The following is a 16,610-nucleotide window of genomic DNA, read 5'->3' on the forward strand; positions in this document are numbered from 1 at the left end:
CGGGGCGGTGCTCCGCCCGTGATGACGACCACTGCAAGGACACCTGATGAAGCCGGTGTCCGGAACTACTCCCTTTTGGGATCAGTATCCGACTATGGTCGGTGCCTTCATGCATGTCAGTCAAGCCAAGGCCCTTAAGGAAGCGGCCCGCACCGGCTAAAATGTGCCGTTAACACGTCAGCCGGGCGTTCCAACCAAGGGTTCCTGATATCCATGAACAACGTCTACCGCCAATCCCTCCCCGGCACGCCGCTGGATTATTTCGATGCGCGCGCCGCCGTGGAGGCGATTCAGCCGGGCGCCTATGACGCGCTGCCGTACACCTCGCGCGTGCTTGCCGAGAACCTGGTGCGCCGTTGCGATCCGGCGATCCTCACCGAGTCGCTCAAGCAGATCATCGAGCGCAAGCGCGAGCGCGATTTCCCATGGTTTCCGGCGCGCGTTGTGTGCCATGACATCCTCGGCCAGACGGCGCTGGTGGACCTGGCCGGTCTGCGCGACGCGATTGCCGAGCGCGGCGGCGACCCGGCCAAGGTGAACCCGGTGGTGCCGGTGCAGCTGATCGTCGACCACTCGCTGGCGGTGGAGTGCGGTGGCTTCGATCCGAACGCGTTCGCGAAGAACCGCGCGATCGAGGATCGCCGCAACGAGGACCGCTTCCACTTCATCGAGTGGACCAAGCAGGCGTTCGAGAACGTCGACGTGATCCCGCCGGGCAACGGCATCATGCACCAGATCAACCTGGAGAAGATGTCACCGGTGATCCAGGTGCAACACGATGATCAAGGCAGGGGCGTGGCCTATCCCGATACCTGCGTGGGCACCGACAGCCACACGCCGCACGTGGATGCGCTCGGCGTGATCGCCGTCGGCGTGGGCGGCCTGGAGGCGGAGAGCGTGATGCTGGGCCGGGCCTCGTGGATGCGTCTGCCCGACATCGTGGGCGTTGAGCTCACCGGCAAGCGCCAGCCCGGCATCACCGCCACCGACATCGTGCTGGCGCTCACCGAGTTCCTGCGCAGGGAGAAGGTGGTCGGCGCGTACCTGGAATTCCGCGGCGAGGGTGCAGCCAGCCTCACGCTGGGAGATCGCGCCACCATCTCCAACATGGCGCCCGAGTACGGTGCCACCGCCGCGATGTTCTTCATCGACGGCCAGACTACCGACTACCTGCGCCTCACCGGCCGCAGCGACGAGCAGGTCAGGCTGGTGGAGACCTACGCCAGGGCCGCCGGTCTGTGGGCCGACACGCTGGCCAATGCACAGTACGAGCGCACGCTGACGTTCGATCTCTCCTCGGTCGTCCGCAACATGGCCGGTCCGTCCAACCCGCACAAGCGCCTGCCCACCGCCGATCTCGCCGCACGCGGCATTGCCGGCGAGTGGAAGGAACAGGCGGGCCAGATGCCCGATGGCGCGGTGATCATCGCCGCCATCACCAGCTGCACCAACACCAGCAATCCGCGCAACGTGATCGCGGCAGCGCTGCTGGCACGCAATGCCAACGCGCGCGGCCTCACGCGCAAGCCGTGGGTGAAGAGTTCGCTCGCGCCCGGCTCCAAGGCGGTGGAGCTGTACCTGAAGGAGGCGAATCTGCTGCCGGAGTTGGAAAAGCTCGGCTTCGGCATCGTCGCCTTCGCCTGCACCACCTGCAACGGCATGTCCGGCGCGCTCGATCCCAAGATCCAGCAGGAGATCGTCGAGCGCGACCTGTACGCCACCGCCGTGCTGTCCGGCAACCGCAACTTCGACGGACGTATCCATCCCTATGCCAAGCAGGCGTTCCTGGCCTCGCCGCCGCTGGTGGTGGCCTACGCGATCGCCGGCACCATCCGCTTCGACATCGAGAAGGACGTGCTCGGCCACGACGCCGACGGCCAGCCGGTGACGCTGAAGGACATCTGGCCCAGCGACGAGGAGATCGACGCGATCGTGTCCTCCAGCGTGAAGCCGGAGCAGTTCCGCAAGGTCTACGAGCCGATGTTCGCGCGCACCGGCCGCAACGGCACGCGCGCCGCTCCGCTGTACGGCTGGCGCGCGCAGAGCACCTACATCCGCTGTCCGCCGTACTGGGAGGGCGCCCTCGCGGGCGAGCGCACGCTCAAGGGCATGCGTCCGTTGGCGGTGCTGGGCGACAACATCACCACCGACCACCTGTCGCCGTCGAACGCGATCCTGCCCAACAGCGCGGCAGGCGAGTACCTCGCAAAAATGGGCTTGCCGGAAGAAGACTTCAATTCGTACGCGACGCACCGCGGCGACCACCTCACCGCGCAACGCGCCACCTTCGCCAACCCCACGCTCGTCAACGAAATGGCCGTGGTCGACGGCGAAGTGAAGAGGGGATCGCTGGCGCGCGTGGAGCCGGAAGGCAAGGTCATGCGCATGTGGGAGGCGATCGAGACCTACATGGATCGCAAGCAGCCGTTGATCGTGATCGCCGGCGCCGACTACGGCCAGGGTTCCTCGCGCGACTGGGCCGCGAAGGGTGTCCGACTGGCGGGCGTGGAAGCCATCGCGGCCGAAGGCTTCGAGCGCATCCACCGCACCAACCTGATCGGCATGGGCGTGCTGCCGCTGGAGTTCAAGCCGGGCACGAACCGCAAGACGCTGGGCATCGACGGCACCGAGACCTTCGACGTGATCGGCGAGCGCACGCCGCGCGCTGATCTCTTGCTCGTGATTCACCGCAAGGACGGCGAGCGCGTCGAGGTGAGCGTCACGTGCCGGCTCGACACGGCCGAGGAAGTGTCGATCTACGAGGCGGGCGGCGTGCTGCAGCGCTTCGCGCAGGATTTCATCGAGTCGTCGCAGGCGGCATGAGCCGGATAGCGGAGCCGCGTTTGTTCTTCATGGCCATGCCTACGCCAGCATGGGTGGATGACACGCTCGCTCTGCTGGTGCGGCTTGGGCTGGACAAGCGTCTGCGAAGCGCTTTGTTTGCACCGGAGAATTGGCATCAGTCGTTTTCCGAGCGCATTTTTTCGCCGACCGGGGAAGAATGCGCGGCGCTGCCGCAGGTGGGCTCGGCCGTTTCCGCACCTGCCTGCACGCTGCATTTCAGCCGCATCGACGGGCCGACCGACATGCCGGGCCGGATCCATTGGACGATGCGTGCGCGCGGCGTGCCGAAGGCGTTTGCCGCCTTGTTGCAGGAGGTGCGTGGCCGCCTTGGCGAGGCGGGATGCGGTCGCATCGCCACCGGCGTGACGCCGCACATGACCTTGAGCTATTGCGCACGCGAGCCGCTGGACAAGGTCGTGCTCGACCCACCCGTCGCATGGACCATCGACGAGCTGTGCCTCGCCATCGGTGGCGGCAATCCGTACCGCTACGACATCATTGGGCGCTGGCCATTGCTGCCTGAAATCGATTCACCCGCCACGCAAACCGGCTTGTTCTGAGGCGGCGGCGAACACTTCCGGAGATTCCCATGTCGCATGCTGCACAGATCCGCATTCCCGCCACTTATATGCGCGGTGGCACCAGCAAGGGCGTGTTCTTCCGCCTTGAGGACTTGCCCGAGGCGGCACGGGTACCAGGCGCGGCGCGCGACGCCTTGCTGATGCGCGTGATCGGCAGCCCCGATCCGTACGGCAAGCAGATCGACGGGATGGGCGGCGCGACGTCGTCCACCAGCAAGACGGTGATCGTGTCGAAGAGCACGCGGCCCGGCCACGACGTCGACTACCTATTCGGCCAGGTGGCGATCGACAAGGCTTTCGTCGACTGGAGCGGCAACTGCGGCAACCTGTCGGCGGCGGTCGGTCCGTTCGCCATCGCCGGTGGTCTGGTCGATCCCGCGCGCGTACCGCGCGACGGCGTCGCCGTCGTGCGCATCTGGCAGGCCAATATCGGCAAGACCATCATCGCCCACGTGCCGATGACCGACGGTGTAGTGCAGGAAACCGGCGATTTCGAGCTGGACGGCGTGACCTTTCCTGCCGCTGAAGTGCAACTGGAATTCATGGACCCGGCCGCCGAGGAAGATGGCGCGGGCGGCGCGATGTTCCCGACCGGGCGCCTCGTCGACGACCTGGAGGTGCCGGGCGTCGGCACGCTCAAGGCGACCATGATCAACGCCGGCATTCCCACGATCTTCGTCGAGGCCTCCGCGATCGGCTACACCGGCACGGAGCTGCAGGACGCGATCAACGGCGATGCCAAGGCGCTGGCGATGTTCGAGACCATCCGCGCGCATGGCGCACTGCGCATGGGCCTGATCAAGTCGCTGGACGAGATCTCCACGCGCCAACATACCCCCAAGGTCGCTTTTGTCGCCAAGCCGGCCGACTACGTCGCATCGAGCGGCAAGCCGGTGCAGGCGGGCGACGTCGATCTGCTGGTGCGCGCAATGTCGATGGGCAAGCTGCATCACGCCATGATGGGGACGGCGGCGGTGGCCATCGGCACGGCTGCGGCCATCCCGGGCACGCTGGTGAACCTCGCGGCCGGTGGCGGCGAGCGCCAGGCAGTGCGTTTTGGCCATCCGTCGGGGACCTTGCGGGTGGGTGCCGAAGCCGCGCTGGTTGACGGCACGTGGACCGTCACCAAGGCGATCATGAGTCGTAGCGCGCGCGTGCTGATGGAAGGCTGGGTGCGCGTGCCTGCGGAGTAAGTCTGCAAGAGGAGGGGGCGATTTTCTCTTGCCGCAACGCCGCGGTCAGCTAACGTCGACAAGGTTTGCGTCAAGCGGGGAGCGGCCGCGCACAGTAGCGGTTACCCATACCGTCGGGAGACAAGCCTCGTGAATACGTACGACATCCGCTCCGCCAAGCGTCCCGATCCCGACCAGCCGATGGTCGACATCGCCGACTACGTGGTCGACTACCGGGTCGATTCCAGCGAGGCATACGACACCGCGCGATACATGCTGCTGGATTCGCTGGCCACCGCGATGATGGCGATGAAGTTCCCCGAGTGCGTCAAACACCTGGGCCCGCTGGTGCCGGGCGCCACGCTGCCGGGTGGTGCGCGCGTGCCCGGCACCAGCCACGAACTGGATCCGGCACAGGCCGCGTTCGCCATCGGCACGCAGATCCGCTGGCTGGACTTCAACGACACCTGGCTGGCCGCCGAGTGGGGCCACCCGTCGGACAACCTGGGCGCGATCCTCGCGGTGGCCGACTACCTCAGCCGCAAGGCCGAACGCGAAGGCGGCCAGCCGTTCACCGTGCGCGACGTGCTCGGCTACGCCATCAAGGCGCACGAGATCCAGGGCTGCTACGCGTTGAAGAACAGCTTCAACCGCGTCGGCCAGGACCACGTGATCCTGGTTCGCCTGGCCTCCACCGCGGTGGCCACCGCCATGCTCGGCGGCAGCAAGGAGCAGATCACTACGGCTGTGTCGCACAGCTGGATCGACAACGGCGCGCTGCGCACCTACCGCCATGCGCCCAACACAGGGCCGCGCAAGAGCTGGGCCGCGGGCGACGCCTGCCGCCGTGCGGTGATCCACGCGATCAACGCGGTCTACCGCGGCGTGGTGGGCTACCCGTCGGCGCTGAGCGCCAAGACCTGGGGCTACTACGACGTCGCCTTCAAGGGCCACGCGTTCGAGTTCGAGCGGCCCTTCGGCAGCTACGTGATGGAGAACGTGCTGTTCAAGATCAGCTTTCCCGCCGAGTTCCACGCGCAGACCGCGGTGGAGTGCGCCATGCAGCTGCATGCGCAGGTCGCCGGCAAGCTCGATCAGGTCGAGAAGATCGTGATCGAGACGCAGGAAGCGGGCGTGCGCATCATCGACAAGACCGGCCCGCTGGCCAATTACGCCGACCGCGATCATTGCATCCAGTACATGGTCGCCGTGCCGCTGCTCTTCGGCCGCCTGACCGCGGAGGACTACAACGACGACGTCGCCGCCGATCCACGCATCGATGCGCTGCGCCAGAAGATGGAAGTACGCGAGAACCCGCAGTTCACCAAGGATTATTTCGACCCGGACAAGCGCTACATCGGCAATTCGGTGCAGGTGTTCTTCAAGGATGGGTCTTCCACCGAAAAGGTCTCGATCGATTACCCGATCGGCCACCGCAAGCGCCGCGCCGAAGGCATCCCGGTGCTGTTGAAGAAATTCGAGACTGCGCTGCGAGGCCATCTGCCGGCGCAGCGGGTCAAGGCGATCCTGGAAGCGACCGCGGACCCTGCCGCTTTGGACGCCATGCCCATCCAGCGCTTCCTGGGCTTATTCACGCTATAAACACGAATAAGCACAAACCGCCGCCTGCAATGCAGCCAGGCCGGTGTTTGCAATTGTCGCGAGAAAACCCGGCTACCACGCCGGGTTTTCTCGTTTTCACGTTGTTTCCACGCCGTTCGGGCGGCAATGGAAGACAGGGCTTTGCTGAACAAGGCCTCACCAGGGAACCCGGACGCTCGTGAACGACTTAACGGTTTTGCTACACTCTCGCCGCTTGCCCGTAGGGACGAAAGCGAGGGGGCGGCTCAAGCTTCCGAGAGTCAAAGTGAGTTTGACGCGCGGTCCGTGCGAGGTGAAACGGCTGCGAACACCAATAAATGAAGGAGACACCTGATGAAACGTAAGGGCTTGTATTTTCTTATTGCCTTGGCCCTGGGCGGCGTAGGTGCCGTTCACGCGCAGGACGCCACTCCTGCTCCGGCCAGCGACACTGCCGCCACCACCAGCACCGGCAATTATGACGGCCGCTGGTACATCGCTCCGACGATCGGCGGTTACTACAACGATACCGATCGCAACACCAACAGCCGCCAGTTCTACTATGGCCTGGGTGTCGGCCGTTTCATCGCTCCGAATGCCTCGATCGACCTGTTCGTCGATCGCACCAAGCGCAAGCGCGACACCGCGGTGGGCGGTGGCAAGTGGTCCAACAACAATGTCGGCGTGGCCGCCCGTTTCTATGCGGGTGACTGGAATGCCTGGCGTCCGTACCTGCTCGCCGGCGTGATGGGCAGCCATCACCAGAACTCGGCTGATCACGGCTGGGCCCCGGCGGCCGAGCTGGGCGGCGGCGTGTCCAAGACCATCACCGACAGCTCTGACTTTCGCGTCGAAGCCGGCTACCGCTACGACTGGGACAACAAGAGCCAGCCGGCCAAGAGCGGCTACGGCGACTGGTTCCTGGGCTTCAGCATCGTCTCGCGCTTCGGCGAGCCGGCTGCTGCCCCGCAGCCTGCCGCGGCGCCGGCGCCGGCGCCCGCCAACGACTGCTCGAAGCAGTTCCGCAACGGCGTGAACCTCTGCGAGAACAAGTGCCCGAACCTGCCCGAAGGCACCATCGTCGGTCCGGACGGCTGCCCGCAGAAGGTCGTGATCGACCTGCGTGGCGTGAACTTCAAGTTCGACTATCCGAAGAAGGGCCACGTGGCTGCGAGCGAGATCGGCAAGGCCCTTGCCGAGCCGAGCTCCGACTCGATCGCCATCCTGGACCAGGCCGTCGACACCCTGCAGCGTTACCCGCAGGTGCACGTGACCGTCGCCGGCTACACCGACTCAGTGGGTAAGGATGCCTACAACCAGTCGCTGTCCGAGCGTCGCGCGAAGATCGTGTACGACTACCTGACCTCGCACGGCATCGACGCCAGCCGCCTGGAAGGCCCCATCGGCCACGGCAAGGCCGACCCGATCGACAGCAACGACACCGACTCGGGCCGCGCGCGCAACCGCCGCACGGAGCTGCAGGTCCAGCAGTAACCGGACCCGCACGAGCAACACCAAAAAGCCCGGCTCCGGCCGGGCTTTTTCTTTGTCGGGATCCAGGCGATTGGCAAGCTTGCGGTGCATCGGTGGTACGCGCTTGCCGCAGTTCGGGCGTGGCCGATACGCTTGCCCGATGCCTACGCCGCGCCGCCCCTCATCCGTTCCCGCAGCACGCCACGGCCTGGCACGCGTGCTGTCCAAGCGGGGCGTGTGCTCGCGCAGCCAGGCCGAGCAGTGGATCCGGGCAGGCCGTGTGGCCCTGGACGGGCGTGTGGTGCGCAATCCCGAACACCCGGTCACGCAAGGGCAGGGCGGCATCACCGTCGATGGCCAGCCGGTCGGCGAGACCGCGCCGGTGTACCTGATGTTCAACAAGCCACGGGGCCTGGTGGTCAGCGCGGCCGACGAGCGCGGCCGCGCCACCGTCTATGACGCCCTCGCCGAGGCGGGTATGCCGTGGCTGGGGCCGGTCGGGCGGCTGGACAAGGCCAGCGAAGGGCTGCTGCTGCTCAGCAATGACACCGTATGGGCGGCGCGCATCACCGACCCGGCCGCGCACCGCGAGAAGACCTATCACGTGCAGGTGGATTGCGTGCCGGACGCGCGGCTGTTGGCCAGGCTCGGTGAAGGCGTGTCCGATCAGGGCGAATGGCTGGCCGCACGTCGGGTGGCCCTGCTGCGTGCCGGCGAGAAGAACGCCTGGCTGGAGATCGTGCTGGACGAGGGGCGCAACCGGCACATCCGGCGCCTGCTCGCTGCGAACGGCATCGGCGTACTGAGGCTGGTGCGCGTGGCCATCGGCGAACTGCGCCTTGGCGACCTCGCCAAGGGCCGATGGCGCCACCTTGCCGCGGACGAGGTCGAGGCGTTGCGCGCTGCGCGCTGATCCGCAGGCCCGCCGGATCGGCTCCCTTCCGGAGCGGAAGGGAGCCGGGAGTTCAGATCACGCCAAGCTGCCTGCCGATCTTGGTGAACGCTGCGATCGCCCGGTCCAGGTGCTCGCGGGTGTGCGCCGCGCTCATTTGCGTGCGGATACGCGCCTGGCCCTGCGGCACCACCGGATAGAAGAATCCGGTGACGTAGATCCCTTCCTCCAGCAGCGCGGTGGCCATCGCTTGCGCCTTGGGCGCGTCGTAGATCATCACCGGCACGATCGGGTGCACGCCCGGCTTGATGTCGAAGCCGGCGGCGGTCATCCGTTCGCGGAAGTAGGCCGTGTTCTCCTGCACGCGGGTGCGCAGCTCGCCGGCGGAGACCAGCATGTCGAACACCTTGATCGCCGCGGCCACCACGTGCGGCGGCAGCGAATTGGAGAAAAGATACGGCCGCGAGCGCTGGCGCAGCAGCTCGATCACCTCCGCCGGCCCCGTGGTGAAGCCGCCCAGGGCGCCGCCGAGCGCCTTGCCCAGCGTGCCGGTGAAGATGTCGACCTTGTCCATCACCCCATGCACCTCGGCCGAGCCGCGGCCGGTGGCGCCCAGGAAGCCGGTGGCGTGGCATTCGTCGATGTGCACCATGGCGCCGTACTTTTGGGCCAGCGCGGTGATCTTGTCCAGCGGCGCGATGAAGCCGTCCATCGAGAACGAGCCGTCGGAGGTGATCAGCTTGGTGCGCGCGCCGGCGGCGTCGGCCGCCTGCAACTGCTTCTCCAGGTCGGCCATGTCGCAGTTGGCGTAGCGGAAGCGCTTGGCCTTGCACAGGCGGATGCCGTCGATGATCGAGGCATGGTTGAGCGCGTCGGAGATGATCGCGTCCTCCTCGCCCAGCAGCGGTTCGTACAGGCCCCCGTTGGCATCGAAGCAGGCGGCGTAAAGAATGGTGTCCTCGGTGCCGAAGAACTCGGCGATCTTCGCCTCCAGCTGCTTGTGCAGGTCCTGCGTGCCGCAGATGAAGCGGACCGAGGCCATGCCGAACCCGTGCGTGTCCAGCGCCTCCTTGGCAGCCGCGATCACGTCCGGGTGATCGGCCAGGCCGAGGTAGTTGTTGGCGCAGAAGTTGAGCACCCTGCGGCCGTCCGCCAGCTCGATTTCCGAGGATTGCGGCGAAACGATGATGCGCTCGCCCTTGAACAAGCCCTGGTCGCGGATGGCGTCCAGTTCGGTGGCGTAACGGTCGCGGGCGGTGTAGGTCACGGTGGGTCTCCAGTCTCGAAGGCGGCAAGGCGCATGCCGCAAGCCGGCCTTGGCGTCATTCCCGCGAAATTGGGGATGACGCCCGGCTAAAAAGGTAGGGGCCGGGGCGAAGGTGATGCCGGAATCAGGTCCAGCAGCAGACCACCTTGCCGCACTGTCCCGCATCCATCAGGTCGAAGCCCTTCTGGAAATCGTCGATGGCGATCTGGTGGGTCAGCACCTTCTGCAGCGGGAAGCCGGTCAGCACCATCTGGGTCATCTTGTACCAGGTCTCGTACATGCGCCGGCCGTAGATGCCCTGCAGGGTGAGGCCCTTGAAGATCACCTTGTCCCAGTCGATGCCCGCGCCGCGCGGCATGATACCGAGCATGGCTACCTTGCCGCCGTGGTACATCACCTCGAGCATGTCGTTGAAGGCGCGTGGGTTGCCGCTCATCTCCAGGCCCACGTCGAAGCCTTCCATGTGCAGGTCCTTGACCACGTCCTTGAGCGACTGGTTGGACACGTTCACCACCCGGGTGGCGCCCATGTCGGCGGCGAGCTTGAGGCGGTAATCGTTGACGTCGGTGACCACCACGTTGCGCGCGCCCACGTGTTTGGCGATGCCCGCGGCGATGACGCCGATCGGGCCGGCGCCGGTGATCAACACGTCCTCGCCGATCAGGTCGAACTCCAGCGCGCAGTGCGCCGCGTTGCCATAGGGATCGAAGAATGCGGCCAGCTCGCTGGGGATCTGGTCCGGGATCGGCCACAGATTGGACGCCGGCACCGCCACGTACTCGGCGAAGGCGCCGTTGCGGTTGACGCCGATGCCCACGGTGTTGGGGCACAGGTGCTGGCGCCCGGCGCGGCAGTTGCGGCAATGCCCGCAGACGATGTGGCCCTCCGCGGAAACCCGGTCGCCGACCTTGTAGCCGGTGACGGCGCTGCCCAGTTCGGCGATGCGGCCGACGAATTCGTGGCCGATGGTCAGGCCGGGCTTGATCGTGCGCTGGGACCACTCGTCCCACTTGTAGATGTGCAGATCGGTGCCGCAGATGGCGGTCTTCTCCACCTTGATCAGCACCTCGTTGGGGCCGATCTGCGGGACCGGTACCTCTTCCATCCAGATGCCCTGCTCGGGCTTGCGCTTGACCAGGGCCTTCATCGTCTGCTGCATGGGTTATCCATCGGCCACGGGCCGGCTGCGGTAGGAGAAACGGCAATTATATGCCCGTGCATCCGGCGGCGGCTTGGGTGCGATGCCGTAAGCCATGGTTCCAGGCCGCGAGCGTTCACCGGACACAAAAAAGCCGCGCCCCGCGAGGCACGGCTTGCTTGGTTGCGCGTGGGCTCAGGCCAGTGCGCGATAGACGATGGAAAAAACCAGGCTGATCGCGATGCACACCGCCAGCCAGAAGCCGAAATTGTTCTTGTCCCAGAAGCGTTTGCCGTCGCCCTCCGGCGCTTCCTGCGCAGGATGGGTGGGAGCCGGCTGCGACGCCGGGCGCGTACGTGGCGTGGGCTGGGCGGTTTGTGGTCGCAGGCTGATGATGGCCCCTGATCCACCTTCCTGGTCGTGTTCGGCGTCGATACGATGCGCCATCGCGTGAATTCTATGTGGTCGCTGTATGTCGATGGTGCGCCTGTGGCGGTGCGCAGGCAAGCCGCCGCCGGAGCTGGGGGCGAAGTATCCCCCGGAACGTGATCGGGGTCACCCGATTCGAGCCGCCTGCCGCGGCCGCCTCGCGCTCGAGCGCGCGGCCGTGCCGCCTACAATGGACCGATGCCTGCCGATGCGCGCCCCCTCGCCGTATTCCTGATGGGCCCGACGGCGTCGGGCAAGACCGCGCTGGCCTGCGCTTTGCGCGAGCGCTTCGCGCTGGAATTGGTGAGCGTGGACTCGGCCCTGGTCTACCGCGGACTGGACATCGGCGCGGCCAAGCCGGATGCACAAACGCTGGCACGGCATCCGCACGCGCTGCTCGACCTGCGCGATCCGTCCGAACCCTACTCGGCCGCCGATTTCCGGGCCGATGCGCTCGAGGCGATGGGGCGCATCCGGTCGCAAGGCCGTGTGCCGCTGCTGGTCGGCGGCACTGGGCTGTATTTCCGCGCGCTGCAGCGCGGCCTCTCGGCGCTGCCCGACGCCGCGCCTGCCATCCGCGCCAGGCTGGCCGCCGAGGCATCCGCCTGTGGCTGGCCGGCCTTGCATGCCCGGCTGGCGGAGCTCGATCCGGCTGCCGCTGCCCGCATCGGACCCAACGATGCCCAGCGCCTTCAGCGCGCCCTCGAGGTGATCGAACTGACTGGCCGGCCGTTGTCGGAGCAGCAGACCGGCGGCACCGGCGGGCCGTTCCCATGGCGCGTGCTCAAGCTCGCGCTGGTGCCGGCCGAGCGGCAGCAACTGCACGCGCGCATCGCGCGGCGCTTCGATGCCATGCTGGCCGCCGGGTTCCTGGACGAAGTGCGCGCGTTGCGCGGGCGCGGCGACCTGCATCCGGACCTGCCAGCCCTGCGCGCCGTCGGCTACCGCCAGGCCTGGGAGCATCTGGAGGGCGCCACCGGCACGTCGGCGTTCCGCGACAAGGGCATCTTCGCCACCCGCCAGTTGGCCAAGCGGCAAATCACCTGGCTGCGTGCAGAGATGGACGCGCGCGTGCTGGACCCGGAGCTTCCCGATCTGCTCGAGCGCGCGAGCGATGCCCTGGAGCTTTTCCTGTAGAGCCCGCCAACTGCGATGTAGGTCCCGGCTCCCGGCTTCCGCCCGCCATTTAAAAGCGGTTAATATCCCGTCGACTTGGGCCGGTCGCGCTAGCGCGTCTTTTCTCCGGCCCGCGATGGTTCGCGAGGGGGTAAAACAACATGTCCAAAGGGCAGTCTTTGCAGGATCCGTTTCTCAATGCGCTTCGCCGCGAGCGCGTTCCGGTCGCCATCTACCTGGTGAACGGCATCAAGCTGCAGGGCACGATCGAATCGTTCGACCAGTTCGTGGTGCTGCTGCGCAACCAGGTGAGCCAGATGGTCTACAAGCACGCCATCTCCACCGTGGTGCCCAGCCGCAACGTGCGTATGGGCAATGGCCACGACGCGCACGCCGACGCGCATGCCGAGCACGCCGAGGGCGACGACTGAAGGTATACGCACGCCGCGCCGTCGGCGGGCCGCCTGGTCCGCCGGCGGCCGTCGCCCCGTACCTGGGCGCATGCCTTGCGCACACGCTGATCGGCATACAATGCCGCCTGTTCGCCGCGGGCATCGCGCCGGCGGCCTGAATCGTCCCTGCCAGGCCATTCCTACCTAGTGTTCGATAGACAAAAGAAGGGCGAGCGCGCCGTACTGGTCCTGCCGCACAGTCGGGGCGACGGCGACACGGTCCGCCGTGCGCAGGAGTTCGCCGAGCTGGTGCGCTCCGCCGGCGCCGAAGTGCTCGCCAGCGTGAGCGCCCGGGCGGAGGACCCCAACCCCCGCTACTACATCGGCACCGGCAAGGCGGAGGAAGTGGCCGAGGCCGTGCGCGCCACCGAGGCGGACGTGGTGCTGGTCGACCACCTGCTGACTCCGGTGCAGGAGCGCAACCTGGAGAAGCTGCTGGCCGTACGGGTGGTCGACCGTGCCGGGCTGATCCTGGACATCTTCGCCCAGCGCGCCCGCTCGCACGAAGGCAAGCTGGAAGTGGAGCTGGCCCAGCTCAAGCACCTGGCCACCCGCCTGGTGCGCGGCTGGACCCACCTGGAGCGCCAGCGCGGCGGCGCCATCGGCCTGCGCGGCCCGGGCGAGACCCAGCTGGAGACCGACCGCCGCCTGCTCGGCGAGCGCGTGAAGATGCTCACCAAGCGGCTGGAGAAGGTGCAGACCCAGCGTACCCAGCAACGCCGCGCGCGCCTGCGCAACACGGTGCCGCGCGTCGCGCTGGTGGGCTATACCAATGCCGGCAAGTCCACGCTGTTCAACGCGCTGACCGAAGGCGAGGTGTTCGCCGCCAACCTGCTGTTCGCCACGCTCGACCCGACCGTGCGCAAGATCGAGGACCTGTCCTGCGGACCGGCCGTGCTGGCCGACACCGTGGGCTTCATCCGCGAGCTGCCGCACGATCTGGTCGCGGCCTTCCGCGCGACCCTGGCCGAGGCCCGCGATGCCGATCTGCTGCTGCACGTCAGCGATGCCGCCGACGAGGAGCGCGAGCGCCTGCATCGCGTGGTCGACAGCGTGCTGGACGAGATCGGCGCCGGTGAGGTGCCGCAATTGCACGTGATGAACAAGATCGACCTGGCTGGCGCGACTCCGAAGATCGTGCGCGACGGCGAAGGCCGGCCGGCGCAGGTCTGGCTCAGCGCGGCCACCGGCGAGGGTCTGGATCTGCTGCGCCAGGCGCTGGGTGAGCTGCTGGGCGGCGAGCGCGTGCGCACCGAGCTGCAGCTGCCGCTGTCGGCCGGGCGCCTGCACGCGCGCCTGCGCGCTGCCGGCGCCATCGCCGGGGAATCGGTCGACGAACATGGCTGGCACCTGCAAATCGACGCACCGCGCAGCGTGATCGCCCCGCTGGGCGGCGGCAGCCCGCAGGAGGCCGCTTTGCTGCGCGAATTGCTGGGCTCGCCGGACTCGCCCTAGCGAAACCGGCTCCGCCGCGTGTGTCGGCGCGTCTTGCGCGCGCTCCGATGGCAGGATCCATATCGGACGCTGCGTCGATGTCCCCGAAGGCGAACGGCTCGGTCTTGCGGGAAGCCCGGCGCAACAGCCTCTGCTAGACTACGCAGCGTTTGTGCGGCGTCAACGCGCGCACGTGGCCACACCGCGCGCGCCAGCCAGCGCCGCGGCCCAACGACCGGACGAACGCCTTCCATGCCCCATCCCCTGCAACGCGATTCCCGGCGCCCGCAGCCGGCCCGCCCCTTGTCCCAAGGAGACTGACATGGCCTGGAACGAGCCCGGCAGCGGCCAGCGCGATCCGTGGAACACCAAGCGCCCCAGCGGCAAAAAGCCCGGCCTGGAGGATGCGCTCAGGCGCCTGCGCGCCCGCCTCGGCAAGCACGGCGGCCCCGGTGGCATCGTCACCATCGTGCTGGCGCTGGTGCTCGCCTGGCTGCTGCTGAGCAGCTACACCATCGTCGATGCCCGCCAGGCCGGCGTCGTGCTGCGCTTCGGCCAGTACGCACGCACGCTGCCGCCCGGCTTCCACTTCAAGCTGCCCCAGCCGGTCGAGACGGTGACCAAGGTGGAAACCACGCGCGTGCGCTCGCTGCAGGACAGCGTGCGCATGCTCACGCGGGACGAGAACATCATCACCATCGACTTCACCGTGCAGTACCAGGTGAACGACGCTCGCGCCTACCTGTTCGCGGTCGACGACGTGGACAGCACCATCGCCGCGGCCGCCGAGGCCGCGGTGCGCTCGGTGATCGGCCGCAGCGACATGGACACCATCCTTTCCGGCGAAGGCGCCGCGCTCGTCGACGAGGCGGGCAAGGCCCTGCAGAAGACCCTCGACAGCTATCACTGCGGCCTGCAGGTGACCGCGGTGAGCTTCCAGAACGTGGCGCCGCCGGCCGAGGTCAAGGACGCCTTCGACGACGTCAACAAGGCACGCGAGGACAAGCAGAGCATCGAGAACGGCGCGCTGGCCTACGCCAACAAGGTGGTGCCGGTGGCCCGCGGCGACGCCGCGCGCATCGCCGCGGAAGCGGCCGGCTACAAGGCCGCGCGCATCGCCCATGCGCAGGGCGACGCACAGCAGTTCCAACTGCTGCTGGCGCAGTACAAGGCGGCGCCGGAAGTCACCCGCAAGCGCCTGTGGCTGGAAACGATGGAGCAGGTGATGGCCGGCAACCGCAAGGTGATCGACGGCTCCAACGGCCGCACCATCGTCAACCTGCCGCCGGCTCCGGCGGCCAGCCCGGCGACCGCCGCCACCGCCGCGACCGATGACGGCGCCGGCAAGGAGAACCAGCCATGAAGTACGTCTGGCTCGTGATCGCCGTGCTGGTGCTGCTGCTGGGCCTGAACAGCGCCTTCGTGGTGCGCGAAGGGCAGAGTGCGCTGCTGCTGCAGTTCGGCCGCATCGTGCAGACCGACTACGCGCCCGGCCTGCACGTGAAGGCGCCGCTGATCCAGCAGGTGGTGCGTTTCGACAGCCGCATCCAGGGCCTGGACGCGCCGCCGGAGCGCTACTTCACCTCTGAGAAGAAGAGCGTCAACGTCGACTTCTACGTAAAGTGGCGCGTGGCCGACAACGCCGCGTATTACCGAGCCACCAGCGGCGACGCCAACCAGGCGGCGCAGCGCCTCGCGCCGGTGGTGAAGGATGCGCTGCGCTTCGAGTTCAACTCGCGCACCTTGCAGGACCTGATCGCCGGCGGCCGCAAGGACATCACCGAGCGCGTGCTCAGGCAGACCGACGCCGCCGCGCGCAAGAACCTGGGCATCGCCGTGGTCGACGTGCGCATCAAGCGCATCGATCTGCCCGAGGAGGTCAGCGAGTCGGTGTACAAGCGCATGCGCGCCGAGCGCCTGCAGCTGGCCAACGAACTGCGCTACACCGGACAGGAACAGGCGGAAAAGATCCGCGCCGACGCCGACCGCCAGGGCCAGGTGCTGCGCGCCGACGCCGAGCGCGATGCGGCCACGGTGCGCGGCCAGGGCGATGCCGAAGCGGCGGCGGTCTACGCGCAGGCCTACGGCCAGGATCCGGAGTTCTTCGCGTTCTATCGAAGCCTGGCGGCGTACAAGAAGGGCTTCGCCGACGGCAACGGCACGCTCGTGCTCAAGCCCGACTCGGAGCTGCTGCGTTATTTCAACGACAGCGCCAGCAAGCGCTGAAAGCC

The 16,610-nt window shown here is 67.4% G+C and carries 14 protein-coding genes; 11 read left to right on the forward strand and 3 right to left on the reverse strand.

The window, feature by feature from the left end:
- Positions 1 to 213: 213 nt before the first annotated feature.
- From acnD to VGU03_RS06055, 6 genes are all read left to right on the forward strand, one after another.
- Positions 214 to 2,823 (forward strand): Fe/S-dependent 2-methylisocitrate dehydratase AcnD, encoded by a 2,610-nt coding sequence (gene acnD / locus VGU03_RS06030; protein ID WP_327479369.1) that lies wholly within the window; start codon positions 214 to 216, stop codon positions 2,821 to 2,823.
- Positions 2,820 to 3,404, forward strand: coding sequence for a hypothetical protein (locus tag VGU03_RS06035; RefSeq protein ID WP_327479371.1), 585 nt, complete (start codon positions 2,820 to 2,822; stop codon positions 3,402 to 3,404). The genes acnD and VGU03_RS06035 overlap by 4 nt, the downstream gene beginning before the upstream one ends.
- A gap of 29 nt (positions 3,405 to 3,433) precedes the next feature.
- Complete coding sequence (gene prpF / locus VGU03_RS06040) at positions 3,434 to 4,618, forward strand: 2-methylaconitate cis-trans isomerase PrpF (RefSeq protein ID WP_327479373.1); 1,185 nt, start codon at positions 3,434 to 3,436, stop codon at positions 4,616 to 4,618.
- A 129-nt stretch (positions 4,619 to 4,747) separates the two neighbouring features.
- Positions 4,748 to 6,199, forward strand: coding sequence for a bifunctional 2-methylcitrate dehydratase/aconitate hydratase (locus VGU03_RS06045; RefSeq protein WP_327479375.1), 1,452 nt, complete (start codon positions 4,748 to 4,750; stop codon positions 6,197 to 6,199).
- Between the two features lie 333 nt (positions 6,200 to 6,532).
- Entirely contained in the window at positions 6,533 to 7,672 is a 1,140-nt protein-coding gene (locus VGU03_RS06050; protein WP_327479377.1) for an OmpA family protein, read from the forward strand.
- 139 nt (positions 7,673 to 7,811) lie between these two features.
- The gene (locus VGU03_RS06055; RefSeq protein ID WP_327479379.1) at positions 7,812 to 8,564 is read left to right on the forward strand and encodes a pseudouridine synthase; all 753 of its coding nucleotides are present in this window, start codon (positions 7,812 to 7,814) and stop codon (positions 8,562 to 8,564) included.
- A 52-nt stretch (positions 8,565 to 8,616) separates the two neighbouring features.
- On the opposite strand, the gene kbl is transcribed toward VGU03_RS06055, so the two are convergent.
- From kbl to VGU03_RS06070, 3 genes are all read right to left on the reverse strand, one after another.
- Positions 8,617 to 9,810, reverse strand: a complete 1,194-nt coding sequence (kbl, locus tag VGU03_RS06060; protein ID WP_327479381.1) for a glycine C-acetyltransferase — start codon at positions 9,808 to 9,810, stop codon at positions 8,617 to 8,619.
- Positions 9,811 to 9,934: 124 nt separating this feature from the next.
- Complete coding sequence (gene tdh / locus VGU03_RS06065) at positions 9,935 to 10,969, reverse strand: L-threonine 3-dehydrogenase (protein WP_327479383.1); 1,035 nt, start codon at positions 10,967 to 10,969, stop codon at positions 9,935 to 9,937.
- 174 nt (positions 10,970 to 11,143) lie between these two features.
- Positions 11,144 to 11,395: a hypothetical protein gene (locus tag VGU03_RS06070; RefSeq protein ID WP_327479385.1), complete on the reverse strand. Its 252-nt coding sequence runs from the start codon at positions 11,393 to 11,395 to the stop codon at positions 11,144 to 11,146.
- Between the two features lie 180 nt (positions 11,396 to 11,575).
- On the opposite strand from VGU03_RS06070, the gene miaA reads away from it, so the two are divergent.
- The 5 genes from miaA to hflC all read left to right on the forward strand — a co-directional run bounded on the left by miaA (position 11,576) and on the right by hflC (position 16,605).
- Complete coding sequence (gene miaA / locus VGU03_RS06075; RefSeq protein ID WP_327479387.1) at positions 11,576 to 12,514, forward strand: tRNA (adenosine(37)-N6)-dimethylallyltransferase MiaA; 939 nt, start codon at positions 11,576 to 11,578, stop codon at positions 12,512 to 12,514.
- 140 nt (positions 12,515 to 12,654) lie between these two features.
- Positions 12,655 to 12,924: an RNA chaperone Hfq gene (hfq, locus tag VGU03_RS06080; protein ID WP_327479389.1), complete on the forward strand. Its 270-nt coding sequence runs from the start codon at positions 12,655 to 12,657 to the stop codon at positions 12,922 to 12,924.
- Between the two features lie 168 nt (positions 12,925 to 13,092).
- Entirely contained in the window at positions 13,093 to 14,400 is a 1,308-nt protein-coding gene (gene hflX / locus VGU03_RS06085; RefSeq protein ID WP_327479391.1) for a ribosome rescue GTPase HflX, read from the forward strand.
- A gap of 301 nt (positions 14,401 to 14,701) precedes the next feature.
- Entirely contained in the window at positions 14,702 to 15,742 is a 1,041-nt protein-coding gene (gene hflK / locus VGU03_RS06090; RefSeq protein WP_327479393.1) for an FtsH protease activity modulator HflK, read from the forward strand.
- Positions 15,739 to 16,605 (forward strand): protease modulator HflC, encoded by an 867-nt coding sequence (gene hflC, locus VGU03_RS06095; protein ID WP_327479395.1) that lies wholly within the window; start codon positions 15,739 to 15,741, stop codon positions 16,603 to 16,605. The genes hflK and hflC overlap by 4 nt, the downstream gene beginning before the upstream one ends.
- Positions 16,606 to 16,610: the final 5 nt, after the last annotated feature.

Origin of the sequence: Frateuria sp., from assembly GCF_035944355.1 — a bacterium.
Lineage (GTDB): Bacteria > Pseudomonadota > Gammaproteobacteria > Xanthomonadales > Rhodanobacteraceae > Frateuria_A.